Genomic DNA, 26,704 nt, shown 5'->3' with positions numbered 1-26,704 from the left:
TCGATTAATTTACAGACCAATTATTTTTAAGCGTAATCGCTGGATAGATCTACCTCAAAAGTAAGGCGAAATCGAATTTATATTTACCACCAGGTCGACCACAGTCTTCACAGGATAGGAGAAGGGAAGTTTGTTCACCTCCTCTTCAAAGATTTCTCTGTATACCCATTGGTCTCCTGCTGAACCATCCCGAAAAAAAACTGGCTCACTAGGAGCCAAATTATTAAATAGATATAAATTTTCGTCCACGAACCCTATTCGTTTCTCTTTTCGTTCGAGTCAAAACAGCTGACTCACCTTTTCTACAAACCTAGATTAAGAAATGTCCACGTACATAAAGTCCTCTCCAGTGGAGAAAGGAATCCCACCCTCAACCATTGCCAATCCCATTTTTGGTGCTACCCATTCTTTTTTTTTCATAATGTTTAAAATATACTCGGAAAAAGACAACAAAACACCCTGCCCTAGCTCTTGAAACGTAACAAGCTACTTAAAATCTTGGATGATTTAAGAATTTGTATAATAGAAAGGGGCTTCATAAGGACCTGAATCATCCCACCCGCTCTCCACTGTTGTTACCTCAATTTCCGGATCTACCCATTTTTTCTTTTCCATGATTTCCAGCTGTTAGATTAATTACAAAATGTATTCGCCATCGAAAATATGCCAAAACATTGAATTATCCAACACGAACATCCAAAAAATTTGCGAAGAGATCATTTCGATAACCGACTTGTCCAAGAATACGGATTGGACGAAAACCAATGGGCATAGTTTGAAAGAGAGAAAAAGCCCAGCGAACCATTAAACGCCGCTAGAATCCCCATCACTATGCGAACAACAACCCACGTTGGATTATTCGATAAAGAAGACGCTGACTAGGGGTTTACCAGATCCAGTTAGCAACGAAAAAAAGAAGTCCCCCATAAAAACAAAAAAAGCGGCCCTAAATGGATCACTATTTTTCATTTTTTTGATTTAGGAAATATCGTCGTTTACAGTACCTCTTCCAGTAGTAGCTGCTGAAAAAGTCTCATTAAACATTACCAAGCTACCTCCGAGAATCTCCATTGGAGCCATCTCTGGCTCACTCCATTTTTTTTTCTCCATCTTGTTAAGCTGTTAATTGTGACTAAAAAGTAAACAATAATCGTAAATATATAGATTATTACAACATCTCCTATTTCACGTAATTAAATACGGGAAAGAACTATAAAATAATGCGTTAAAACACCCACTTCACAAGTACCACCCCTACTCCCCAAAGCAGCAATACCGCCAGTAGGTTTAGCCATACCCCTACCCTCATCATATCCCGGATGGGTATGAAGCCGCTGGAAAAAAGGATCGCATTGGGCGGGGTGGAGATAGGCAGCATAAAGGCAAAACTGGATGCCATGGTAATAGGTATCACCAACGGCAAAACCTGCTCGCCCAGGCCATCGGCAATCCCAAACACCACAGGAACAAATATGGTAACCAATGCCACGTTGCTCATCAGTTCGGTCAGAAAAAGGGAGACCAAAATCAACAAAAGGCACAATACGGAAACAGAGACCAAAGAAAAGCCGGAAACAGTCTCTCCAATGCCCTGAATAATGCCGGCCGCTTCCATACCCTTGGCCAGGCTCATGCCCCCACCAAACAGCAGCAGTATACCCCAAGGCAACCCCTTCGTGCTGCTCCAGTCTAGCAGCTTATCGGTGTCGCCCTTGCCAGCGGGCACCAAAAACATCGCAATGCCCCCGGTCATGGCAATGATCGTGTCGTTCAGGAGGTTGGTTTGAAACAGCAGGTTTAGCGGTTCCCGCAGTATCCAGCACAGTGCCGTCGCCATTAGAACCAAACTGACGCGTACTTCTGCCCTGGAGATGGGCCCCAACTCTGCCAACTGTCTTCGTATTACCTGCTCTGATCCACCGATCCGTCCGAGACGATTGGGATACATGAATCCCACCATAACAAGGTACATCAAAAGTAGCATCAGCCCTCCCACCGGGATCCCTATCAGCAGCCAACGGTTAAAATCGAGGGTATAACCATAAAACTGCTGCATAAAACCCACCAAAACCACGTTGGGAGGGGTGCCAATCAAGGTAATGACCCCACCAATATTGGCCGAATAAGCAATCCCTAGCATGAGCGTAAAGGAAAAGTTGCGAAAGCCCTTATCCTTCTCCATAACCGGATTGGCGGCCTGTATCAACCGTACAATGGACATGGCAATCGGCAGCATCATCACGGCCGTCGCCGTATTGCTTATCCACATACTCAAAAAAGCTGTAGCCAGAAAAAAACCCCATAAGATCCCGTTTGCTCGGGTGCCCGTAATTCGGATCAGGTTCAGCGCAATCCGTAGGTGCAGTCTGTTCTTTTCCATGGCGAGGGCAATTATAAAGCCGCCCATAAACAGATAAATCACCGGATCTGAATAGGGCAGGCTGGCACCCTTCATATCAAAAATACCCAGCAAAGGGAACAGCACCATCGGAAGCAGAGCGGTCACCGGTATGGGTACGGCCTCGGTGACCCACCAAGTGACCATCCAGGCCGCAAGCGCCAGTACCTTGACCGCGTCGGACAACTCCCAAAGCCCCACTTGGGAAGCAAGAAGGATTCCCCCAAAAAACAATGGCCCCAGCCAACTACCCAAACGCCGTGCCCGCATAGTTTAGGAAGGGTTCAGGGAAAGCTGTAACGGACAGCCCGACGGGTAATTCATCTAAACAACTATTTCGAAGGATTCGGGCCACAGGCTTAGGGCTGCTTGTAACCCACCGGCAATACCTCAACCGTCAGCGAATCGACTACGTTGACTTCGAAACCCAGGTTAACGGTCAATCTACTCAACTGACTCTCCAATTGGGAGGCTCCGGCCTCGGTGACCTGGGTGTCCCAAGCGTAGAGGCTACGCAGATTCTTTAGGCTTCCTAGCTTCGCTATGCCCTGATCACCCACACGGGAGCTATATAGATTCAAAAACTCCAGGTACGAAAGTCCGCTAAGGTGTTCCATTCCGGCGTCTGAGACCGGTGTTTTTTCCAGCCTCAATTTCGTCAGATGCTTCAATTCCCTAACCGGCTTCAGCTCCTCATCCGTGATCTCTGCTTCCTTCAGGTCCAACCAGGTAATCTGTTCGGGAAAACTCTCCGCCAAACCAGCCAACAGCTCGGCGACAGGAAGCTTCTTGTCTACGGTGACCTGCAGCCAATTCGACTTTGCCGACAAGGTTTTGATCATTACCCCCTGCTCCCGAAATGCATCAATTTTCTCCCGGTTGGGCATGGACGGCTCATTGGCCAAGAGAATCTCTACTTCCGATTTGTTGGCATTTGGGTCAACCAGCGTCTGCAAGATGGCGTCTATTTCTCCTTCTACCCGCAGGTCGGCAACCCGCTTGTCAAAGGGAGCTCCTTCGGCAATCCACCACTCCAACAGGGCTATTTGCTGATCGGTCAGCTGGGTTTTGCCCTTGGGCGGCATGTGTTCGTCATCGGTTTCAGGAAGGTGAATCCGCTGCAATAACAAACTCTGCGCGGGATCACCAGCGACAAAGGCTGCGCCACTGTCACCGCCCCGCTGCAAGGCCTGCACGGTATGCATCTGTAGGTCACCTTTTTTCTTGCTGGCGTTATGGCAGGAATTGCAGCGCATTTCCAGAATGGGATGCACGATGTCTCCAAATACTTCGGCCTCTTCGAGGTTGGTTATCAGCTTGGGTCCCTTGGTCTGTTCCATTCCCAGCAGGCTGCGGAGGGAGTTGGGCATGTTTTGGGTCAGGTAATTGCTCCCATGGGTAAGCGAGCCACCGTAATGTCCGGCACCTCCCAAAAACACCATCATCAGCGCTAGGCTCCCAAAATAAGCCTTTTTGAGCTGATCGGTACTCTTTTGCTCGTATTGACGCTGCAGCCACCAAGCCGCAAACGAAAACACGACCAAGGCAATCCCCAACCATTGGTGGATACTCAGCAAGTCCTCGCTATATCCACCATCCCTGGCAAGCATAAGCCCCAGTACCGCTGCCAATAGGGCAGAAACGGCACCAACAAAAAGCGTAAACCCAACAGCCGGGCGAAGTGACTGGTACTTTTCCCGCTTCGAAACGATCTCCAGCATCACCGCCATCACCAAGAAGCCAATGGGCAGGTGTAGAAACAAGGGGTGAAACCTCCCCAAAAAAAGCAACAAATCTCCTGATTCCTCCATCTATTTTTTTAATTACTAGGCAATTACTTTATGAACTACTTTTCCCGCCACATCGGTCAGGCGGAAATCCCGGCCCTGGGCAAAGTACGTGAATTTTTCGTGGTCCATACCGGCCAAATGCAAAATGGTGGCCTGTAGGTCATGTACGTGGACCTTGTCCTTGACCGCATAGTAGCCGATTTCGTCGGTTTCCCCCAAGGTGAACCCTCCTTTCACACCTCCTCCGGCCATCCAAATCGGAAAGGCCTCTGTATGGTGATCTCTGCCCTTGAACGGCCATACCCTACCTCCCCGGTTTTCCTGCATGGGAGTCCTGCCGAACTCTCCACCCCAGACCACGAGGGTCTCATCCAACAATCCCCGTTGCTTCAGGTCTTTCACCAGAGCAGCCATAGGCCGATCTACCTGGCCACACTTCCTTACCAGTCCATTTTCCAGGGAATCCCCCTCGCTGACCCCATGGGTATCCCAGCCCCAATCAAACAACTGCACGAAGCGTACCCCCTGCTCCACCAACCGTCTAGCCAGGAGGCAGTTATTGGCAAAAGAGGTCTTCCCGGGTTCGGTACCGTACATCTGATGGATGTATTCCGGTTCGTCCTTGATATCCATTACTTCCGGAACGGAGGTCTGCATACGAAACGCCATCTCGTATTGGGATATGCGGGTCAATATCTCCGGATCGCGTACATCCTGGTATTCCCTTTCGTTTACCTGGTTGATGGCATCGATGGTTTGGCGACGTAAGTCTCCGCTCATTCCATCGGGATTGGAAACATAAAGTACCGGATCCCCTTCGGAACGACACTGCACCCCTTGATAAACGGAGGGCAAAAACCCACTTCCCCACACCGACTTGCCCGCATCGGGCGTATTGCCACCCGAAACCAGTACGATAAAACCGGGCAGGTTCTCGTTATCGGTACCCAGCCCGTAGGTCACCCATGAGCCCATACTGGGTCGGCCAAGTCTGGGGCCACCCGTCTGAAGCAACAGCTGAGCGGGGGCATGGTTAAATTCGTCGGTGTGCATCGTCTTGATCAGGCTGACATCGTCCACGATGGTGGAGAAATGCGGCAACAGATCCGATACCATCATACCTGATTCACCCCTCGGCCTAAACTCAGCCTGAGGGCCAAGCATTTTGGGAACGCCTTGTATAAAGGCAAACTTCTTCCCCTCCAACAAGGATTGGGGACAGTCTTTGCCATCCAGCTTGGCCAGTTCGGGTTTGTAGTCAAACAGCTCAAGCTGGGAAGGTGCCCCCGCCATGTGCAGGTAAATGATGCGCTTCGCTTTTGGTGCGAAGTGGGGCAACTTGGCAGCCAATCCTTCCATCACCTGTTTGGCCTGCTGTTCCTCACGGCGTGATGTGCCACAGGCCATCATTGATCCAAAGGCCACGGCTCCCAGGCCGGCAGCACATTTTCTGAGAAAATGCCTCCTTGTCTCTTGCTGTAACGACCTAAATTGCAGTTCCTGCAGTACGTTCATCTAGTGTGTTCGTTATGATTTCATGACAAATTCATCCAAATTCATGACTACGTTGGCTACTACGGTCATGACGGCCAATTCCTTGTCTTCCTCCCCGGTAAACTGGCAAATGGCTTCGGGATCATTATCGAAGTAAACCTGCGTTTCTTTGTACAGTTTTTCAAGAGCTTCCAGCTTGTCCAGATCTATCCCCCTTAGCATCGCAAAGCTGTACATAAGCGAAAGCTTTTCGGTGGGTGATACACCTTGGACACCTTCCAATACCCGTTTGGCAAGGAACAACGAGGCCTCTAGATATACCGGATCATTCAATTTTACCAATGCCTGAAGGGGCGTATTCGTGTCAATACGCCGGGGAAGACAAAATTCCCTGCTAGGTGCATCAAAGGTGATAAAGGAAGGATAGGGACTGGTGCGCCTCCAGAAAGTGTACAGCGCCCGGCGGTACCGATCCTCGCCTTTGCTGGTCATCCATTTCTCTCCTCCACTATATACCACCTGCCAGATCCCTTCGGGCTGCTCGGGCATTACAGAAGGTCCGTACATTTTCCGACTGAGCAAGCCACTGACCGCAAGGGCCTGATCCCTTACCTGTTCGGCAGTCAACCGCAAGCGAGGTCCCCGCGCCAGCAGGTAATTGTCCGGGTCGCGATCCCGTAGATCGTCCCTAAGGTGGGAAGACTGACGGTAGGTAGCCGACATGACCAATTGTTTGATAAGGGGCTTCAACTCCCATGCATGCTCATTCATGAACTGCATCGCCAGCCAATCCAATAGCTCGGGATGCGAGGGGGCAAATCCCTGGGAACCGAAATCCTCCAGTGTCTCTACGATCCCCAAACCAAACAGTTGCTCCCATATCCGGTTGACCATCACCCTGGCCGTCAACGGATTTTCCTTGGAAACCAGCCATTGGGCCAATCCAAGCCGGTTTGGCGGGTAGGGATCAAAGGAATTCCATTTCGCGGGAACACCGGGAGAAACTTCATCTCCCTGCACCAGCCAATTACCTTTCTCAAATACCCTGGACATACGTCGGTGGCTCTCCGGCAAGTCAACCATAATAGGTGTCGTAATCTTGGGTTTGGTGGTGTTTAACAGATCGTAAAGCGTCTGGGCTACTTCCGGGTAGCCCGCAGCCTCTTCGCCGGGCAGGGATTCATGGAACACCACCCACTCTATGTTGCAACCGGATCCTTCCGGGCCGTCAATCACCAAATACAGATCATGGGTACCTACGATGGGATCTACGGGAATAGAAACCGTTTGATACATTCCATACTCTTTGTTCTTTTTTTCCTTTTCGTCGTATTCTGTTCGGAACTTCCTTTCCAAGGGTAGGTTTCCTATGAGTTTGCCTTCTTTCGAATCCAAGCGAAGCTGCATATTCCCCATGCTCTTTTCGGTCCGGTACCTGAGCATCATTCGATTTTTGCCTGTAAAGGGTAGTTGCTTGATGCGGGAGTACACACTATCGGCCACCTTGAAGGTAGATGTGCCCAGCACAGGAAGGCCTTTTTCAATCTGCTCAAAATAATGGGGGTGTAGTTTGGGCTCACCGATCCGGATCAGCTTTTCGAAATAATCGACCTTAGCATCACGTTCAGACGGAGCTACCGTTTCAGCAACCCATTTTTTAATACTTGCAAGCTTTGCCTGATCTTCCTCCTCCTTGTACTGTATCAGTACGGGAGCTTCGCTGGGTATATCTGCATCCGCACTCTGATTAAAAAATGCATAGGAACGGTAAAAGTCCTCATGGCGTATGGGGTCGTAGGGATGACTGTGGCATTGGACACACTCCATCGTCGTACCTTGAAGGACCGACCAAGTCGTGTTGACCCGATCTATCAGAGCCGCCACCCGAAACTCCTCGTTGTCCGTTCCCCCTTCATCGTTGTTCATTGAATTTCGGTGAAACGCCGTGGCAATGTACAGCTCATCGGTTGTATTGGGCAGCAGGTCCCCTGCCAACTGCTCGGTAACAAACCGGTCGAAGGGAATATTATCATTTAGCACCTTGATCAACCAGTCCCTGTACTTCCAAATACTGCGGTGTCGATCAGATTCATAGCCCTTGGAGTCGGCGTACCGGGCCAGATCCATCCACATCGCCGCCCAACGCTCTCCATAGGCGGAGGATGAAAGCAATCGATCCACCACCCGCTCATACGCTTCCGGCGAATCGTCCTCGATAAATGCCGTTACCTCCTCCAAAGTGGGAGGAAGGCCCGTAATATCTAAACTGACACGGCGCAGCAAACTAAACCGATCCGCCTGCGGATTGGGCTGAAGCTTCTCCTGCTGTAATTTTGCCAGGACAAATCGATCTATGTCGTTCTTTACCCAAGGAGAGGAAACGGACGGTACAGTTTGGGGCTTAGGAGGTATGTAGGCCCAGTGGTCCTTCCATTTCGCTCCCTGATTGATCCAACGAGTCAACAGGTCGATCTCGTCATCACTCAAAGGATCTGCTTCCAAAGGCATCCGTAATTCGGGATCATGATGCTTAATGCGTTTGATCAACTCACTTTTGCGCACGCTTCCGGGGACAATGGCACGTTCACCCGATTCGTTCACAACGAGTGCTTCCTCTTCAAAAAGCAAACTGAAGCCACCAGATTTCTTAACCCCGCCGTGACAGGCAATGCATTTCTTGTTAAAAATGGGCCGGATATGGGTATTGAAATCCACCTCCTCTCCCAGGACGAAGGCAGGCAGGTATTTATGCTTATTCTCTAATGAGACCGAATAGGCGATCCAAGAAAACAGCCAAGTGAGGACGATGACGGAAACCAATACTTTCCATCTCTGGGTGATAAAATTCATGGGGATTGAGGCAATACGTTTGATTTTTTTTGGTCTAGCTATTCTCCAATAAACGCCATCAAATTAAGTAAATAAGGGGTCAATTCAAAATCACTTTTTGCAAAATCAAGCAAGTCACCCTCTCCCTCCGTGGCTGGCGAACCAAAGTTGGGGATAAGTGGTCATTTAAACGGATGAAGCACTCATAAATCGGTTCTCTCCACTTCAATCCAAAGTGGAAGGATATTTTTTCCTCCTCCGGCAAAGAAGGGAATCAGGTCACATTCTTCGCCCGAAAGGCGCACCCTTTCCCAAATAATGGTATCCTCCCCCAAGATGGTATGCTCTTTTTGCAGGACTCTGCTGCCCAGCTCTACGTTCATCCTGCCCGGGTGCTCCAAGGGATGTAAAAACCTAAAACGGAACGTATACACGCCTTCTGTAATCTTCACTTTCCAAAGACCAAATACCTCGTCCTGCGTCCAGATACCCCGCTGTCCACCTGCGTCATTTCTATTTAAAAAAACTGGATTTTCATAAACGGTGCCGATCCCTATGGGATGTTCCTTTTTGAAGTTAGGGGAATTGGTCAGCTCCTCCAATAGATTGTCCAGATCCACTTTCATTTTTGCAGTTAGGATTGGATTACGTGCACGTAAGTCATCCTGCTCAAACGGATCTTCTTCTATGTCAAACAACGCGAAGTCGCCCGGCACAGCGTCAAATCCTGCGTTTCCCACCAGCCGCAGGGAGCCTTGTTGGAGTGCCATATTTTGGTAGGGTTCAGGGTATTTTCGTGTCCAATAAAAAAACAGTGATCGGGTATCGAAAACAGGGTCCCCCTTGCCATCTATCAGCGACAGGAAACTCCGTCCATCCACCACCCGGTCAGCCGGTACGCGGGCACCTGTGATTTCCGCCAGCGTGGGCAATACATCGATATGGGCCAAAGTTTGATCTATATCCACCGGTCGACGCTCCATTCCCGGCATCCGCATCAGAAAGGGCACCCTGACTCCTCCGCGAAAAACCGTTCCTTTGAGTCCCCGCATCCCACCGTTGTACCTTCTCTGCTGGGGTCCGTTGTCTGTCATGAATATGAACACTGTATTATCCGCAATATTCAGATCGTCCAAGGCCTGCAGCAGCCTGCCCACGTTATCGTCGATGTTGGACACCATGGCATACACTCTGCGGGCATCTTCCTTGTCCTTTTCTGACATGAGGGAAAAAGGAAGCTCCTCCCCTTCCCAACCACTGGAAGGGTCAATTTCTCTGTACCGCTCATAATATTCATCGGGAACCTGAAGCGGGGTATGCGGCGCATTGAAGGACACGTAACAAAAAAAGGGACTATCCGCTTGCGCTTCAATGAAGCGTATCGCCTCCTCGGTAAATATGTCCGTACAGTAGCCCTCAAACGGTTTCTGTTGGTTGTTTTGCCAAAGAACGGGGTCGAAGTAGCTCCGGTCTCCTTGGAAAAAAGTAGTGAAATCGCCCGGCTGGCCCATTCCCCCTGCCAAATGGATCAGCGACTCGTCAAAACCCTGCTCACTGGGCCGGTAAGGGTAGTTGTCCCCAAGGTGCCACTTGCCAAATATCCCGGTGCGATAACCCGCTTCCTTCAGCATTTCAGCGATGGTCACCTCGTCGGAAGCCATGGTGGCGCCGCCGTTATAGGTATCACGAACACCTGTTCGTAGGGAATAGCGGCCCGTCATCAGGCTAGACCGTGTAGGCGCGCACACCGGGGACACATAAAACTGGTTTAACCGTACACTCTCTCCGGCCAATGCATCCAACACAGGTGTTTGGACATGGGGATTGCCTGTATATCCCAGGTCTCCATAGCCCTGATCGTCAGTGATGATAAGTATGACATTGGGAGATATGGCCGATTGGGAAAAGACACTGAAAATGGGAAAAAACAAAAACGTCAATAGGACGGAAATAAGCTTGCAGGCAGGGTTCATGGTTATTCTGGGGAAAAACTTGGTGAAGAGTGACGGTTCCGAAAGCTAAATAAAGGCCTAATGGCTCAAAAACCTAGCAATAATTTATAAATCAACGGCTTAGAACCAGTATATGTGTGCATTATTTTTGAAAGTGGCGAGGACAAGAAAGTCAGGTTCAGGGAGGGGTCAACTCACTTCTTTTTAGGTTTAACGTATATAACACATCGCCATCTTCCCGAACCAACCGAAACGTGACCTCCGGATCGTCCAGGTGGGTTTCAAAGGTAAACTCCCCAAATGCGTAGGTATTGTCAAAACCAAACAACTGGGTTTCCCACGCAGGATCAATGGCTACAGGGCCATGCCTGCCTCCCAAACTTGCAGGCTCAAACTCATAAAACCGAAACCCCGAACTTCTTGGAATCGCAAACCCCCTGGCTCCGTGTCGGTCACCGGAAATCAACAAAACGCCGGGTATCCGGTGCTTTTCGATCAACTGAAAAAACCGCTCCCTTCCGACCGGATCCCAAACTCCCCAAGAGTCTTTTCCACTGGACACATAATCGCTCCACATGGTACCGCAGGATAGAATGATAAACTTTCCGCTCGCAGACAGCAGTTGCTGCTCCAACCATTCCATCTGATCGTTTCCGAGGAAGGCACCGGTTTTTTCATCCCTGAAGTATCGGTTATCAACCATTATTACATCCACAGACCCGATGGAGGTCTTAAAATATACGCCCTCCTGCTTTCGCTCGTTTCCAAAGCCTGGATTGGCCCAGGAGCGGGTAAAAACTTCCCGGATCGCCGATCGGTCCGCTTCAGTAAACCCGTCGGGAACCCCCGACAGATCATCGTCCATGTAATCATGATCGTCCCAGGTAGCATATACAGGAACCCGTGAACTTAACTGCCGCCATGCAGGAAACTGGTCACGCATTAAATAATCAAAGCGGTGCATACCAATCTGATTCCGCCGATCCTGAACAGCAATATCACCGCCCAACAACATGGCATGTGGCTTTCTGGCCAGAATCTGTGTCACTTGATGGGTATTGCCCAAGCCCCATCGGTGAAAACAGGTTCCAAACGCAACGCGAAGGGATGAATCCCTCGGCAGGGTATTCAGGGTCAATATGGAATCCCCTGCCCATTCTACCTTATTTATGATTATCTTGACCGGATAGGATCTGCCTGCTTCCAAACCGGAGATCTGAAAAACAGCGCTCAGGTCGGTTTTTACCTCCGTTCGGATAGGCCCAAGTGTTCGCCTCTCCTGCCCATCCTGCACCCATATCTCCACTTCTGCGGGTTGGGCTGTACGCAGCCAAAGATCGGCACCTTCTTCCGACACTGCTCCCCAAATCGGCCCTCCCAGAAGCAGTTCTTTTCCGGATTCCACCCAGTCCAGGTAGCCAGGATCGCCCACTAAGTCTCCAAAGTCGGCCTGTATATCACCGGAGAAAACAGTATAGGCAATGGCAGCCAATTCATTTTCCCTAGCCAGATCCAGGTCCGGTGTCCAATGGTTCAGCATATATAGACTGGTTTCCAGAGACCGGTTTTTGCTTAACTGCTGATGGGTTCGATCGCCCACCAGCTGCCCAAAGGAAAAAAGCGGCACCCAAACAAGCAGCAATACCAAGCTTGATCTCATGTACTTTACGTTTTGAAATTCATGACACCTACCCATTACCAGTTTATATCTATGCCTACCGATGCCGGCTCAATGGCCCATTTTGAAAGCAGAAACCTCGCCATGCGCAGGTCATAGTTATGGTTCTTAAACTCCCCAATCCGCTTCACCATCGCCACAACCGCATTGCGGACAGCTGGACTGTTATCATCGACGTTGTCGATCACATTGAGCGCATGGGCACGCAAAAATGCATTTTCTGACTGCAACGCCCGTAAAAGGGTTTGCCTACCAGTTTGAATCTCCCGTAACCCATAAAGGCACTCTGCGGCCACAATTGCCCCGTTGTGGTCGTAGTCCGATGCGAGCAAGATCAGCTGATCTTTGACCGGTTCGGCTGCCTTTCCCTGAATCAACAAGCCCGTAGCGCCCCAATAGGACAGGGCCGGATCAGTGGACTCCAGCAACGCCACCAATTGGGAAATTTCAGCATTCGGCCCAACGGCAAAATCCGCTGCATCGACCAACGTCTCGAGATCAACCGAACCCGAACGCATATATTCGTATGCAGATGTATGTTGGGTTAGGTCTACCAAAGTGGCCTCAGGTATAAACCCTGCATCCCGAATACCCAGTATCCAATTGCGGTTGGCATTGCGCATTCGGGACAACACGGCTTGGTAGGCAGGATCAGCGGCGAGATTAGTCACTTCCCAAGGGTCATTTTCCGTATCATATAGCTCTTCTACCGGTTTGGTATTCCAGAAGACGGATTGCACTTCGTTGCATTCGCCGGCCAAATAGGCCTGCTCCCAAGATCGGATGGAAGGTGCCCGCCACAGGTATTCTATAAACTGCCCATATATACGGTAAGGCATGTAGTTCTTGATATACCGGTATTTTTTGTCCCGAACTGCCCGACTCATGTCGTACCGCTCATCCATCCGTCCACGAAACATAAAGGCATACTCCGGATCCTCGGTCTTCTGTTTGCCCAAAAACGCATGTCCTTGAAGGTAGTCGGGGATGTCTGTACCTATGATACTAAGCAGCGTAGGTACCAAGTCTACAAAACTGACAAGCCTATCCACCTTGGAACCGGGCTTTTCGGCGGGATACAGATGCTTGTATTTTTCAGGAATATACACGATAAAAGGTACCCGGGTGCCAGACTCGTACACAAATCGCTTGCTTCGCGCCAGCACGCCACCATGGTCTCCGTAGTAGAAGATGATGGTGTTTTCCTTTTCTCCCATCTCTTCCAATTCCTGGAGTATCCCCCCCATCCAGGTGTCCATATCCTCTACCTTGTCGTAATATTGGGCCCAGTCGTGGCGCATGTCCGGCGTATCCGGGTGATAGGGAGGCAGCTTTACCTGCTCCGGATCATGCCTCAGCTCATTCAAGGGCGTTCGGGTATGTAGGGAACTCTCATGGGAAACGGTGGAGTTAAATATGGCGAAAAACGGTTTGCCCTCAGGTCTGTTCTTGTAGTGAGCCTCTCTTCCCAGTTCGTCCCAGGTATTTTTGGTCAACTCAGGATTAATGTTAAAATCCTCCTTTTGGTTATTGGTACAATAATAACCCGCTTCCCGCAGGTATTCGGGATAAAGCTTCACAATCGATGACTTGTCGTAATAGCTCCGCATGTGTTCATGACCACCCGAATTGGCATACACACCGGTGATAATGGTATTGCGGGTAGGTGCGCAGACAGGCGCATTGGCGTAAGCGTGGGTATACAGGAACCCTTCTGCCGCCAATCTATCCATGTGGGGAGTAGTGGCAAAATCATCTCCGTAACAGCCGGCAAAGGGGCTGTTATCCTCGCTGGTAATCCAGAGAATATTAGGCAGGGGCAACTCGCTCTCTTCGGGGGGCGTACAGAAAAAACACAAAAATGGAAGCACCCATAAGCAAAGATTTTTCATATCGGGTTATATTGGATTAAACGGAAACAATTGGGAAGATAGAAAATATTTCTACCGAAGGCCAATTTCCCAACGATTTCTAGGGCATTTCACGAGGATTTTTAGTCTATCAACACCTTTTCAGGTTTATCTTACCGTCATGAAACGCCAGGATATGGATGCCAAATTGTCCGGCTTCCCTTTCTCCGGCTTGGAAACCTCACCCTTCCATGCACCGTTCCTCTGCTTTGTGACAGAAAGACGCCTCCAAGAATAGGCTCCTTGCTCAAAATCGAAGGTTTCCCCGTCATCATCGTACAACAGGTATTCACCCGGCCTCTCCCCATAATGCCTGACTTCCAACGTGTATTTCTCTCCCTTTTTGGGAGCATGCATCCGTACCTCCGTCATCGGAATGATTCCTCCATCCTTCACAAACACCGGAATCTTGTCCAAACCGGGGGTCACCGTAATGATCTCTCCATCCCCTACATAATCCCCGGTATAAAAATCAAACCATTTGCCGGATGGCAATACCACCTGCCTGGAGGTTTCTCCTGCAAACATAGGTGCCACCAAGAGGTATTCGCCCGCCATATACTGGTCCTTTACCTCCTTTCGGGTTGCTTGGGCATAGGGATTGGTTTCCAAATCGGCGTCCTGGTCGGAAACAGTAATAAGCTGGGAAGCATCCGAAAAACCTGGCTCCAAGCTCATTCCCCGAAAGGGAGGTGTTCCCTCAAAGTGGTACTTGGCAAATTCGGAATACCAGTACGGCATCATCTGCATCCGCAGGCGAGCCATGAGCCTGACCTCATCTTCCACTTCCGGGAAGGACCATGGTTTGGTGCCACTGGCCCAGGCATTGATCATCGCCATAGGTGAAAAAACCACCGTCTGCATGCGTCGCAGCCATTCTTCGGCCGTCTTGGATGCCCTCGCTTCCGGCGTCCACAACACGCCGGCGTAGCCGCTATTGATCAGTGCTGTGATAAAATCCCTATGATCGTAGTTATCATTATAAATAACATAGGGAAAAGACGTACCGCCCCCATTCGAAGCACGAACCAGCCCATAAGTCCGTTGGTTTTTTTGCCGAAAGAGATCCATACTCTGTTTTTGAACCAATAAGCCATAGGTCTGCCGCATCTGCTCTGCGGAGTATCCGGAGGGAAATCGCGCCACGTCGGGCCACAGCCACTCGTCAAAGCCGTCCACCTCGTCGATCTTATACCCACTGGCTCCTTTGTCCAGGTGTTCCTGCTCAAAAATCCCCCAAAATATCCGTTGACTCGCTTGAATCGTAAGGTCTGGCACCACACCGGCCCATACCGTATGGGAACCCGTAAACGGCAATATATCCCCATAAATGGGCGAATCCGGAGACACAAAGGGGTTTACCCAAAGATTGATCCGAACGCCTCTGTCCTTTAAATCCCGCATAAACCCTTCGGGATCGGGAAATCGCACCGGATCCCAAACAAAGGTGTTGGGATAGGATTTGCTTAACCATCCGGGTTCCAACCCCACGAAATCCAAGGGAAAACCCCGCTCCTCAAACGCATCGACCTCTTCCCTAACCTGCTCATCCGAAAACAGGCGATGGACACGTTGGGTAAAACCCAAGCCCCAACGGGGAGGCAAAGGCCCACCCCCCGTAAACAGATTATATCGGCGTACCGCCTCCAAAGGAGTTGGCCCCGCAAAAACAAACACTTCCACACCAGCCGAGGGGATGCGCATCTCTACCGCATCGGAATAGGGATTGGCACTCCAGTCCTTATCCGTGTTACGGTCACGCGCCTCGGGCGGGTTGGGGCTGTCCCTACGGGAAGCTGTGCCGGCATAGACATCGATGTACCTGGCTGCGTTGACAAAAACACCATACCCGCGGGACGACACATAAAAGGGCACCGGTGCATGGGTGCGTCCATTGTCCGCATTGCCATAGTGATCTACATGCAGTCTAAGAATCCTGCCCCGTTGGTGTACGGTTTTGAACTGTAGACCAAATCCGAACAGCTGCTCTACCCGCTCGAGGGGAAACCGCAACTGTGTTTGATTTTCCGTCACTTCGCCCACGATTTGTCCTGCATCTAACGGAAAGGTCACTTCGCTCATCGCTGCCAATGCTTCCATTTTCGGGGCGATACCCGCCGCGGTGAGCAGGGTAAACTCATCGGGTACGCCGACCACCGTCCTCCAAACCCCGGGGGCCACCTTCTCCCACTTCGCTTGACCGAAAGAAGGCAAAATAAACAGAGTGACAACACCAAAAAAGCAGATATTACGTTTGGTAAGGATCATCTTCGGTAAATCAGGTTTTAACTAACGATCAAATTGTAGTAGATTTAAACGAGGGTCCAAAGATTCATTGGAGAAAAGCATCTCGTTCCAAGTAACCGATCGCTGACCCGTAGCTGCCTGCCGCCCCAAAATGGCAGTCAGCGTGGAATCTACGGCAGCGTCCAGTTCATTTAGGTGGTTGCCGGATACGATGCTGTTTATAAAACTGCTCACCTTCTTTTCGTTCGAGTCATGGAGGGAAGACGTAAATACGCCCGCTGCCTGTGCCTCGCGGCTCGCCTGACTGGTGCTTTCACGCAAAATCCCCGAATCCCATGTATTTTCTCCATTTATATACACTCCCCCACTGTAGGTCGCTACGGCAATGCCTTTCGATCCGATAAAGCGGGCACATACATCTCCAAAGGTGCTTCCAAACTGGGTAGAATGGAAACTGACAGTGATGTCCTTTGGATATCGGTAGATCACTTGGTAGTTTTTGAAAGCGTCGCCAAACCCATTGCCCCCGTTATATCCGCCCATTCCAATGGCGCTTATCGGCGTTGTACCCAAGGCCCAGTTGCAGACATCCAGCATATGTACCCCCTGATCCAACAATATTCCACCGGACAGATCCCGGAAGAAGAACTGATTCCTGATGCGCACCTCATCATGGGACATGTCAGGTGATTGGATAATCGGTAGTCCTGAAGAGAAATAGTACAACTGCGCATTGACAACATCTCCAATCGCTCCCTCGTGGATACGCTTCATCAACTCCACGTAGGGCGTTGCATAGCGGATCTGAAACCCAAACACGGCACTTAGATTGGTGATGCCTTTACCGGCAGCCGTGATCCGACGGCACCCCGCAACGTCCATGGCGGCAGGCTTTTCACAATAAAAATGTTTGTTTGCGGCAATGGCTGCTTCTACAAATTCCGGATGGGTATAGGCGGGGGATGCAATGATGACGGCGTCCAATTCCTTCATTTCCAATAGACGTAGATAGGCCTTTGACCCTTGGTACACATGGGAGGCTGATACGGGAGAAAGCCCTTTGGCAGTATTAAGCGCATCCAGTTTAGGCTTGGCGGTCTGAAGTTTATCCCCAAAAAGGTCTGCCATCCCTACAATATGTATAGGGGTATGTTTGGACATGGCGGTGATTACCGAGGTACCCCGGTTGCCACAGCCGATGATGCCTACACGGATCGCCGTGTTTGCTTTGGTGCCAAAAGCCGCCGCAGGGCTCAGCACGGTAATAGCGGAAAGAGCAGCGGCGCCTTTTATAAAGGATCTTCTGTTTGTTGAAATCATTTGCTTTTTATCTATTCCCGGATTGGTTATGACAAATGCCGCTAAGCCATCAGACCAGACACAAGGCTGATACATCAGGAAAAACGGCGTGTTCCAATTTAGCGGTTTTTGCCGACTATTCCCTGCACAAACTACGGATTCCTTACATCGTCTAATAGGTTGTTTCTGCAAAACAACACCGCTTGTTGTCTAAAGGATAAATGATAATCAACTGCTTGATAGGGATTTATAGATATTCTCTATCGCTATTTTCGTCTAATTGACGCCTTATCAAAAATCCGTCACGATAGAAATTATCAATTAATTTTTATTTGGATTTAATCTAATTAGTTTGATATTTGCCTATTATTTAAAATTGATCTTAATAAATGAAATATACGCAACTCCTTTTCCTTCTCCCTTTGGTGCTTGCCTGTTCGTCACCGAAGACCGAAACCCCGGCTAACGAAAAAAAGCTGATCACTGCGGGTGGTACCATTACAGAAATTGTGCACGAACTTGGATACGGTTCCGGTATTATTGCCACAGACATTACATCCACCTATCCGATTACCATGCAGGAACTCCCCTCTATTGGCTACCGCAACCAAATCAAGGCTGAGGGTATCCTTGCACTTGGAGCCGATATCCTGCTTGTAGAAAAGGGGTACCTCACAGAAGATGTGGTACGACAGCTAAAGCAGGCAAACGTAGCGCTGCATGAATTTGAAAAGCCAAAGGACCTGAACGGTACCTTTCGTATCATCGGAGAGTTGGCAGAATTTCTTCAGGTTCCGGACAGGGGCGAAAAGCTGAGCGGCCGACTTCGTGAAGATATCGCTGATTTGGAAGCCTATCTTGCCACCGTTGATCGGCAACCTACCGCGGCCTTCGTGATGGCCCGGGGCACCGAGACCGTGTTTATAGCGGGCGAAGGTACTTTTGCCGAATCGCTTTTTGAGCTCGCAGGTTTTCGGTCGGTCGGTAAGGGCTTCAAAGACTTTATACCACTTACTCCCGAGGCATTGATCAAGATGAATCCGGATTATCTTCTCTTTTTTGAATCAGGTCTACAGTCCCTGGGCGGCCTGGAGGGGGTTAGACAAATACGGGGCATTGAAGAAACCAACGCATTAAAAAACAACGGCATACTTGCTTTTGACGGCCTTTATCTTTCCGGTTTTGGCCCGAGGGTGGGAAAAGCAGCATTGGAGCTTGCAAAAAGTGCCAGAAACTAAACGATATGTACACCGTCAGTTCTCCTCCTAAGCACGCTTCAAAGAAATCAATGCAAAACTGGGTTTTATCAGGGATGGGTATTGGCTTACTCGTTCTAGCCGTATTTTCAGTGACCATAGGTGCATTCCCGGTATCCATACAAAATACCCTTTCTGTTTTGCTTAACCAGCTGGGATTGCCGATCCATTGGCATTCCACGCAAGAGGCCAATGTGCTATGGCATATTCGGATCCCCCGGATTTTGCTGGCTTTGTTGGTAGGTGGGGGGCTGGGCGTATCGGGTGCGGCGCTCCAAGGACTATTCAGGAATCCGCTTGTGGAACCCGGACTGATCGGTGTGAGCAGCGGAGGTGCCCTTTTTGCCGTTGTTTTTATTGTATTTGGTTCCCTTTTTCCCTGGGCTTTGAACCTGTTCGGTAGTCTGGGGCTTCCCCTCTTTGCTTTCGTGGGCGGGCTTGTAAACGTACTGCTGGTCTATCACCTGGCAAACCATGGTGGAAGAACCGATATTTCGCTTTTGATTTTGGCCGGGGTTGCGCTTACCGCCCTCTCGGGTGCATTAATAGGACTATCGTTGTTTTATGCCGATGAAGCAGCACTAAGAAACTTCACTTTTTGGAGTCTAGGAGATGTGGGGGGAGCAGACTGGGGCAAAGTACAGATAGGCTTATTGTTCATATTGATTCCCTCTTTTGCCATTGTTTTTCAGTACCGAAACCTGAATGCACTTGCCTTAGGAGAAAATGAGGCCTTTCACATGGGGGTAAGTGTACAACGGGTAAAATATACTATCCTGTTTCTTAGTGCATTGACAGTGGGCGTAGGCGTTTCCATGACAGGCACAATCGGATTTGTAGGGCTGATCGTACCCCACTTGATCCGGCTAAAATTTGGAGCAGATCACAGGTTGGTGCTGCCGGGTTCCTTTTTGCTTGGGGCCGGACTCCTTACCGGTGCTGATCTGCTGGCCCGCACCTTGGTTATGCCCGCCGAACTCCCCATTGGCATCATTACCGCCATCCTTGGATCTCCCTTTTTCATTTGGCTGATTATAAACGTAAAAAAAATCCGAACCTAACATGCTCGAGGCAAAAAAACTTCATTTCTGCATAAAGAAAAGGCCGATTTTACAACAAGCGGATTTCTACATTGAGGCAGGAAAAATGACCGCCTTAGTAGGCCCAAATGGTGCCGGCAAATCCACGCTGTTCAAACTACTTTCCGGAGAGGTCAAGTGTCAGCACGGTTCTATTACCTACAATGGACGCCGTTTAGAACATCTGAAAACCAACCAATTGGCGACGATAAGGGCTGTAATGCCCCAGCACAGTACCGTTATCTTTCCATTTCGGGCACGTGAGATCGTTGAGTTGGGATTGGTGCTTTCCAATAAGTCCTTTGCTCCTGACACCCTCCAAGAAGTAATGACTGCAACATCCACCTGGCATCTCCGCGATCAGCTGATGGAAAACCTTTCTGGAGGCGAGAGGCAACGCGTGCAATTGGCACGCGTGCTCGCACAGATCTGGGGGACTAGTCCCTTTCCTCGATACCTCCTCTTGGATGAACCCACTTCAAGCATGGACATTGCCCAGCAACATCAGGTGATGCAGGTAATCTCCCAGCTTAAGGAAAGAAACATTGGTATCCTGGTGATCCTGCATGACCTCAACTTGGCCGCCAATTATGCCGATAAGGTGGTACTGCTGAAAAACGGCACCATGGTGAATCATGGGCCAACCCGGGAGATCATGACCCCAAAAAACCTGCATCAGGTATTTGACTACCCGATTCAGGTCAGTACAGGTGATCCCCATCAACCCCTCATTATCAGCAGCCTTCCTACCAATAAGCCTGCACCTATGTACAACTACAAACTAGCATAAAGATGGAAACAACACTGCATGAAACAACCGCAAACGCGCTTAAAGACGCTTGGGCATCGCTAAGGGCAACCCAACCAACCCTTCGGATACGAGATGCGGCAAAGGCACTGAACGTATCCGAACTGGAACTTCTATCCACCACGCTGGGAAAGGACACAATTCGACTAAAAGAAGATTGGTCGGCCATACTGTCAGCATGTAAAACCCTCGGAAAAGTAATGTCCCTGACAAGAAACGAAGGATGTGTGTTGGAACATAAAGGCAGCTTCCAAAAGATAAGTATTCATGGCAGAGCCCCGCATCAAATCGCCACCGTTATTGGGCCTATCGAACAACGGGTATTCTTTAGCAAATGGAAATATGGATTTGCGGTCGTGAATGAAACGCCAAGAGGCCCCCTGAAAAGCCTACAGTTCTTTGATCAAGCGGGTGACGCAATTTTAAAAATCTACCTACAAGAAAAAAGCAACTTGGATGCATACGCCCTATTGGTGGATTCATTCAAAATGGAGGACCAAAACCAGCCGGTTCTTGTAAATCCATTTCCACCTGAAAACTACGCAGGTTCTGTAGACCACCTTGCATTGACCGAAGCCTGGGAAACGATGAAGGACACCCATGACTTTTTTGGGATGCTCCAAACCTTTAATATCCATCGACTTGATGCCATCAAGTGGATTGGGAAAAAATGGGCCTATCCAGTTAATAGGCTGGTCATCCGCACGGTTCTGGAATCTGCTTCGGCTGAGCAAATTCCCATCATGATCTTTGTCGGAAACAAAGGCAATATTCAAATACACCAGGGAAAAGTACGAACTATCCGGCAGATGGGTAACTGGCTCAACGTATTGGATCCTGAATTTAACATGCACCTGGATGAATCTCAGATCGATGCTGCGTGGGTAGTCCACAAAAATACAGCGGATGGGTTGGTGTCTTCTATAGAACTATTCGACAAAAATAAAGACCTGATTGCCCAGTTTTTTGGACTTAGAAAACCCGGCCTCGCCCAAAGTGCCCGTTGGAAAGAATTGGTAGATAGCCTTTGATTCCTCCCGGTGGACTTACCCGCCAGGATTAAATTTTACCTTATGAATAGAAGTAGGCTTATTATAATCAAAGGCGTATTCTGCCTGGTTTTCTTTGCCGGGCTTGAGGTATGGGCGATTTCGGACTACCCTATCGTGCTGAGAGATCGGGGTGGAAATCCCATCCCTCATGCCATCATACGTATTGAAGGCAGCGAAACGATTGAAATGATTAAGGTTTCAGCAGATGGCAGCTTTGAGTTACCCGACCACCTGGATCCAGCGAGTTGGGTTGAAATAACTGCCATGGGTTACGATCCCTTGAAGGTCCAACTCAAAGACCTAAGGTCAGTGTCGGCGATAAACCTCAACGAAAGAGTCGGCCAGCTGAATGAAATAGTCGTTTCGGCCACCCGAACAGATCGCAGTCTGGAAAATCTACCTATGCCGGTTACGATCATCGGAAAAAGCCAAATTCAGGAGACAGGAGGCATGCGCCTTTCGGAGGTGCTCCGAGAGCAAACCGGCCTACAAGTGATTGCCGACCATGGTGCAGGCCTCCAAATGCAGGGGTTATCTTCCGACTATATCCTGATTTTGCTGGATGGTGAACCTCTGGTGGGGCGAACAGCAGGCACCTTCGACCTAGACCGACTCGCAGTTTCCAATATCGAGCGCATAGAAGTTCTTCGGGGGCCCTCCAGTGCTATCTACGGCAGCGAAGCCATGGCGGGCGTGATCAATATCATCACCAAAAGCAGCCAACACGTTGTTTCCGCCAACCTTGATGCCCGGTTTCGGTCGTTCAATACCAGCGATGTCAGTGCCGATCTCGGCCTTACCAAAAGCGACTGGAGTGTCTACGCGTATATCAACCACTACGCTACCGACGGATTTGACCTCACCCCAGAAGTGGTGGGCATGACGCAAAGCCCCTTTCAGGCCAATACCGGACAGGTCAAAATCGGCAGAAAATCCAACAAATGGGATATAAAGGTTTATTCCCGCCTTTACCGCGAAAACTCGACCAATGCAATGGAAGTAAGGGAAGGATCTAATCAGCGGCTCGTGGACATGCAGGGGCAACGGAACGACCTTAACCTCAACCCTACCGTTAGCTTCCGTCCCAATGAACATTGGCTACTGACCCTGCGGACCATGAGCTCTGTATTTGAAACCGAAATGCTCTCCCTGTTCCAGGAAGACGACTCCTTGCTAGACCGTCAGGATTTCCGCCAACAATACCATCGGTCTGAGCTGCAAATAGACCATCAACTAGCCAAAAAACAGTTGCTCACCCTTGGATTGGGCCACCTGATAGAGTCAGTAGACGCTACTAGATACGACGATAAAAACCGCTTTGATGCCGGTTATATGTTTCTGCAACATCAGTGGGATCCGACCGAAAAGTGGAATCTCGTGTCCGGGATCCGTGCCGACATCCATAGCCAGTATGGTCGGCAGGTTAGTCCGAAAGTATCCGCCATGTATGCCTTTAATGGGAAGTTTCGCTGGCAGGCCTCGATAGGAGCGGGGTTCAAGGCACCTGATTTCCGCCAGTTGTTGTTGAATTTCAACAATGCCTCATCGGGATATTATGTTTTTGGTGCCAATTTGGTCCAAGATGGCATCCAACGCCTACAGTCCCAAGGATTGGTGCAGCAAATTCTGCTGGAACCCGGCCAGTTTGGGGCGTTGGAAGCGGAAACCTCACGCGCTGTCAATACCGGGTTCCGATGGAACATACATAAGGATTTGTTATTTACAGGAAACTTCTTCCTCAACCACATCACAAACCTAATAGAGACCGCACCGGTAGCCAGACTCACCTCCGGACAGAACGCCTTCTCCTACTTAAACGTAGCCAGCGTGGTAACGCGTGGACTTGAAGTAGACTGGAACTACCGGCTATCCGCAAGCCTTCAGCTATCCCTTGGCTACATGTTTTTGGATGCCCAAGACTTGGACGTAGTAGCGAAAATATCAAATGGCGAATTATTTACCCGTGATGCCCAAAACCGAACACGACGGGTAACACGTGCCGATTATGGAGGCCTTTTTAACAGAAGCCGACACAGCGGAAATATAAAGGTAAACTACCGAGAACAGCATACGGACATACACGTAGCGCTAAGGGGTATCTACCGGGGCCGATTTGGATTCGGAGACCTGAATGGGAACATGATTTTGGATGACCCTTCAGAATATGCAAGGGGCCTGACAGCTTGGAATATAACGCTGCACAAAACCCTATCAAACGGCCTAACCCTGGAACTAGGCGGAACCAATCTTTTGAATCAACTAAATACGTTCGATCCGACCAATCCGGGAAGGACGCTATTTGCGGGAGCCCGGATCCCCCTTCATCAACTGGTCAAAAACAACTGAAAACAATAAATTTCTATATATGATTAAATCAAGCCCACCGTGGGCGGACGGGCATGCCGTAGACGTCACACGCGGGGATGACTATCAGCAATGCTGTCTGCAGGTAGACAGGGATTTCCCCGCAGTTTCGGGACAAAGTATGATCACAAAAAAAAACAAGTATAGACAGATGAAAAAAATGATTTCCTCACTCTCCAGTTTCGTGCTAGTAGCCTTTATGGCCGGTTGCAACAGCAATGACGACAACGCCCCTTCCCTTCCTCTGCAAGCCGTTTTGGTGGAAAACATCCATGCGCCAAACGACCTCATTGACCGGAGCACCGGTGAGATCACAGAAACACGGCCATTCCGCTATTTCAGCCTTGAAAATAACCAATTGGTAGAAAGCCAAAGTGGCAATTGGGATATCGGGTTCAAAGGAACGACCATTATCGTAAACGGTGGCATCAGCGGATCCGGTAACGCACAGGGAGCGGTTGTTTCCGCTATCTTTGACGAAATAGAAGTTGTTCCGTCATCCGCTACCTTTGTAAGCGATGGCCCGGAAGGATTGGCGATTCCCTCGGGATCCGGCAACGGGTGGTACAACTATAATTTTCAAACTCATATCGTAAGTCCCATACCGGGAAGGGTTTTGTTGTTTAAAACCAATGCAGGTAACTATGCAAAAGTTGAGATTCTTTCCTACTACCGGGATAATCCACCATTGGCTGAAGTAAATGGCCTTACAACTCCAAGTCCATACTATTCTTTTAGATACGTTCTACAGCCTAATGGGTCAAAAACTTTCTAGCGGGCAATTTATGGTTGTTCTCCCCTGAGCATTTAGGAAAACTTTATGCCCAATGAATGCCACGCAACGGAATGATAATAATGGGGCATTCCATCCCGATAAACCGGCACAAGTTGTGACCGCTAAAAAACAATTATAGACAGATGAAAAAGCGGTCGAAATTCGACCGCTTTTTTACTTTTATCCTAGTTCGTCCCTTTTTTACGGATAGTCCGGATTCTGGGGAGTCAAATTGGGGTTGTTCTGCATCTCAGGCAGTGGATAAGGCATCAGTAGGTGCATGTTACGTAGCGGCTGATTAGAGCTAAGGTTAACGTGTCCCACGAAATTGTCGAAGCCATTGGTCAGCTCGTTATACACCTTCCTGAGTCGGATCATATCAAACCAGGTAATCTGCTCGTAACACAACTCATGCCAGCGTTCTCTCCAAACGGCCTCCCGGAAGCTGTTTGCATTGAATTCACCCAGTGCAGGGGTTTCCAATCTGGCACGGTCCCGGATGCGCTTTAGGCTTGCGTGGGCCAGTGCATTGGGCCCACCCACCTCATTTTGCGCCTCGGCATACATAAGCAATACCTCGGCATAGCGGATCAGCGGAACGTTCAGGTTGTTGGCACGGTTGCCGGGAACCCCGAAGGTACCGAGGGCTGCCCGGTTAAAGTGCTTGAATATGTAGGGAGCACCCAAATCAAAGGGGGCACCGCTTCCGTTCGTAAAGTAACTAGTGTAGAAGAAGCCTTCCTGGTTGATCACTCTTCTATCACCCGGCTCGTAGGAATTGTAGAATTCGATCGTAGGAACGGTACTACCAGTTCCCGAGGGACCCTGAAACGTTACCGGCTTGAAGTTCGGAAACATATTGTTCATGGGGTTTCCTGCCACAATCACGTTGTATTGGATCATAAAAAGGTGCTCCAACCGGTTGCCGTTGTTTTCATTGTGAAGGTCTCCGTAATTCGGGTATAGGTTGATGGAACCCGGATTACCGTTGGCATATTCGATTACCTCCAGGGACTTATTGGCGGCCAACTGGTAATACTGATTACCTCTGCTCAACGGGAAACCCGCCATGGTTAGGTATACCTTAGCCAATTGGGACTTTACCGCCGCCAAGGATATCCGTCCACTATGGTCCATCCATGGTAGGCCTGCGGCCTCTGCGGCCAACAAATCCTCGACAATCAGCTCATACACCTGTTCTTGGGGGGCTGGAGAAGGTCGGAAATCCTCCGAGCTTGCTGTTTGGGGAGCCGTTATCAGCGGTACATTTCCCCAAAGTCGAACCGCATAGAAGTAAGCCCAAGCGCGCAGGAACCTTGCTTCGCCCAAAATCTTCTTCTTTTGGTTTTCGTTCATGGGAGTAATGCCCGGTACTCGGTCCAAAACCATATTGGCCTGGGCAATGACTTTGTAAAGTCCGTTCCACCAGTTGATCACATGCTGCGTACGACCATCATAGATGAGTCCGTAGAGATTGTTCAAATCGGAATTTTGGGCTGTCTCGGTGGTAGAGGTACCCGTTGGCGCTTCCAATAACTGCCAGGTAGAGGAGAAAATTCCGCCATCCGTCCCAAAAAACCGCATATCGGCATAAACGGACGCCAAGGCAGCCTCCGCATGGTCGGGAATGGTATAAAACGAATCCGGGGTAAGGTTAGATGGATCCTCCTCTTTCAGAAAGTCCGAGCATCCGATCGCTGTGGTCAAGGTAGCTCCTACCAATAGGTACGCAGCACCTTTATATAGGTTCATTAAATTCATTTTTTCAATCGT

16 protein-coding genes are annotated in these 26,704 nt (G+C 49.6%); 6 read left to right on the top strand and 10 right to left on the bottom strand.

The window, feature by feature from the left end:
* Positions 1–1,225 precede the first annotated feature (1,225 nt).
* The 9 genes from ADIS_RS09460 to ADIS_RS09420 all read right to left on the bottom strand — a co-directional run bounded on the left by ADIS_RS09460 (position 1,226) and on the right by ADIS_RS09420 (position 17,618).
* Entirely contained in the window at positions 1,226–2,668 is a 1,443-nt protein-coding gene (locus ADIS_RS09460) for an SLC13 family permease (RefSeq protein ID WP_010854241.1), read from the bottom strand.
* An 89-nt stretch (positions 2,669–2,757) separates the two neighbouring features.
* Positions 2,758–4,209 (bottom strand): c-type cytochrome domain-containing protein, encoded by a 1,452-nt coding sequence (locus tag ADIS_RS09455; protein ID WP_010854240.1) that lies wholly within the window; start codon positions 4,207–4,209, stop codon positions 2,758–2,760.
* A 15-nt stretch (positions 4,210–4,224) separates the two neighbouring features.
* Entirely contained in the window at positions 4,225–5,703 is a 1,479-nt protein-coding gene (locus ADIS_RS09450; protein WP_010854239.1) for a DUF1501 domain-containing protein, read from the bottom strand.
* 12 nt (positions 5,704–5,715) lie between these two features.
* On the bottom strand, positions 5,716–8,532 hold the full coding sequence (locus tag ADIS_RS09445) for a DUF1553 domain-containing protein (RefSeq protein ID WP_010854238.1): 2,817 nt from the start codon (positions 8,530–8,532) through the stop codon (positions 5,716–5,718).
* 182 nt (positions 8,533–8,714) lie between these two features.
* Positions 8,715–10,484, bottom strand: coding sequence for an arylsulfatase (locus ADIS_RS09440; RefSeq protein ID WP_010854237.1), 1,770 nt, complete (start codon positions 10,482–10,484; stop codon positions 8,715–8,717).
* Between the two features lie 157 nt (positions 10,485–10,641).
* Entirely contained in the window at positions 10,642–12,123 is a 1,482-nt protein-coding gene (locus ADIS_RS09435; RefSeq protein ID WP_051113295.1) for an alkaline phosphatase D family protein, read from the bottom strand.
* A gap of 35 nt (positions 12,124–12,158) precedes the next feature.
* Entirely contained in the window at positions 12,159–14,033 is a 1,875-nt protein-coding gene (locus ADIS_RS09430; RefSeq protein ID WP_010854234.1) for a sulfatase family protein, read from the bottom strand.
* A gap of 126 nt (positions 14,034–14,159) precedes the next feature.
* Complete coding sequence (locus ADIS_RS09425) at positions 14,160–16,319, bottom strand: glycoside hydrolase family 31 protein (RefSeq protein ID WP_010854233.1); 2,160 nt, start codon at positions 16,317–16,319, stop codon at positions 14,160–14,162.
* Between the two features lie 21 nt (positions 16,320–16,340).
* Positions 16,341–17,618 (bottom strand): Gfo/Idh/MocA family protein, encoded by a 1,278-nt coding sequence (locus ADIS_RS09420; protein WP_010854232.1) that lies wholly within the window; start codon positions 17,616–17,618, stop codon positions 16,341–16,343.
* 368 nt (positions 17,619–17,986) lie between these two features.
* Between ADIS_RS09420 and ADIS_RS09415 the strand changes: the two genes are divergently transcribed.
* From ADIS_RS09415 to ADIS_RS09390, 6 genes are read left to right on the top strand one after another with little or no spacing between them, the layout of a single operon-like run.
* Complete coding sequence (locus tag ADIS_RS09415; protein WP_010854231.1) at positions 17,987–18,835, top strand: heme/hemin ABC transporter substrate-binding protein; 849 nt, start codon at positions 17,987–17,989, stop codon at positions 18,833–18,835.
* 50 nt (positions 18,836–18,885) lie between these two features.
* A complete protein-coding gene (locus ADIS_RS09410; RefSeq protein WP_010854230.1) occupies positions 18,886–19,914 on the top strand; it encodes a FecCD family ABC transporter permease in 1,029 nt (342 codons plus the stop codon).
* Between the two features lies 1 nt (position 19,915).
* Positions 19,916–20,722, top strand: a complete 807-nt coding sequence (locus ADIS_RS09405; RefSeq protein WP_010854229.1) for a heme ABC transporter ATP-binding protein — start codon at positions 19,916–19,918, stop codon at positions 20,720–20,722.
* Positions 20,723–20,724: 2 nt separating this feature from the next.
* Entirely contained in the window at positions 20,725–21,771 is a 1,047-nt protein-coding gene (locus tag ADIS_RS09400) for a hemin-degrading factor (protein ID WP_010854228.1), read from the top strand.
* A 42-nt stretch (positions 21,772–21,813) separates the two neighbouring features.
* Positions 21,814–24,138: a TonB-dependent receptor plug domain-containing protein gene (locus ADIS_RS23555; RefSeq protein ID WP_035805404.1), complete on the top strand. Its 2,325-nt coding sequence runs from the start codon at positions 21,814–21,816 to the stop codon at positions 24,136–24,138.
* Between the two features lie 19 nt (positions 24,139–24,157).
* Positions 24,158–24,931, top strand: coding sequence for an HmuY family protein (locus ADIS_RS09390; RefSeq protein ID WP_238325418.1), 774 nt, complete (start codon positions 24,158–24,160; stop codon positions 24,929–24,931).
* A gap of 201 nt (positions 24,932–25,132) precedes the next feature.
* Here the strand turns inward: ADIS_RS09390 and ADIS_RS09385 are convergent, their stop codons facing one another.
* Positions 25,133–26,683 (bottom strand): RagB/SusD family nutrient uptake outer membrane protein, encoded by a 1,551-nt coding sequence (locus tag ADIS_RS09385; protein ID WP_010854224.1) that lies wholly within the window; start codon positions 26,681–26,683, stop codon positions 25,133–25,135.
* Positions 26,684–26,704: the final 21 nt, after the last annotated feature.

Source organism: Lunatimonas lonarensis (assembly GCF_000390185.1).
Classification (GTDB): Bacteria; Bacteroidota; Bacteroidia; order Cytophagales; family Cyclobacteriaceae; genus Lunatimonas; species Lunatimonas lonarensis.
Note: the sequence above shows the minus strand (reverse complement) of the source record. Positions and strands in the feature narration are given on the sequence as shown.

Coding starts and splice junctions, on each gene's coding strand:
- ADIS_RS09460 (WP_010854241.1), bottom strand. CDS start 2,668: ATGCGGGCACGGCGTTTGGGTAGTTGGCTGGGGCCATTGTTTTTTGGG.
- ADIS_RS09455 (WP_010854240.1), bottom strand. CDS start 4,209: ATGGAGGAATCAGGAGATTTGTTGCTTTTTTTGGGGAGGTTTCACCCC.
- ADIS_RS09450 (WP_010854239.1), bottom strand. CDS start 5,703: ATGAACGTACTGCAGGAACTGCAATTTAGGTCGTTACAGCAAGAGACA.
- ADIS_RS09445 (WP_010854238.1), bottom strand. CDS start 8,532: ATGAATTTTATCACCCAGAGATGGAAAGTATTGGTTTCCGTCATCGTC.
- ADIS_RS09440 (WP_010854237.1), bottom strand. CDS start 10,484: ATGAACCCTGCCTGCAAGCTTATTTCCGTCCTATTGACGTTTTTGTTT.
- ADIS_RS09435 (WP_051113295.1), bottom strand. CDS start 12,123: ATGAGATCAAGCTTGGTATTGCTGCTTGTTTGGGTGCCGCTTTTTTCC.
- ADIS_RS09430 (WP_010854234.1), bottom strand. CDS start 14,033: ATGAAAAATCTTTGCTTATGGGTGCTTCCATTTTTGTGTTTTTTCTGT.
- ADIS_RS09425 (WP_010854233.1), bottom strand. CDS start 16,319: ATGATCCTTACCAAACGTAATATCTGCTTTTTTGGTGTTGTCACTCTG.
- ADIS_RS09420 (WP_010854232.1), bottom strand. CDS start 17,618: ATGATTTCAACAAACAGAAGATCCTTTATAAAAGGCGCCGCTGCTCTT.
- ADIS_RS09415 (WP_010854231.1), top strand. CDS start 17,987: ATGAAATATACGCAACTCCTTTTCCTTCTCCCTTTGGTGCTTGCCTGT.
- ADIS_RS09410 (WP_010854230.1), top strand. CDS start 18,886: ATGCAAAACTGGGTTTTATCAGGGATGGGTATTGGCTTACTCGTTCTA.
- ADIS_RS09405 (WP_010854229.1), top strand. CDS start 19,916: ATGCTCGAGGCAAAAAAACTTCATTTCTGCATAAAGAAAAGGCCGATT.
- ADIS_RS09400 (WP_010854228.1), top strand. CDS start 20,725: ATGGAAACAACACTGCATGAAACAACCGCAAACGCGCTTAAAGACGCT.
- ADIS_RS23555 (WP_035805404.1), top strand. CDS start 21,814: ATGAATAGAAGTAGGCTTATTATAATCAAAGGCGTATTCTGCCTGGTT.
- ADIS_RS09390 (WP_238325418.1), top strand. CDS start 24,158: ATGATTAAATCAAGCCCACCGTGGGCGGACGGGCATGCCGTAGACGTC.
- ADIS_RS09385 (WP_010854224.1), bottom strand. CDS start 26,683: ATGAACCTATATAAAGGTGCTGCGTACCTATTGGTAGGAGCTACCTTG.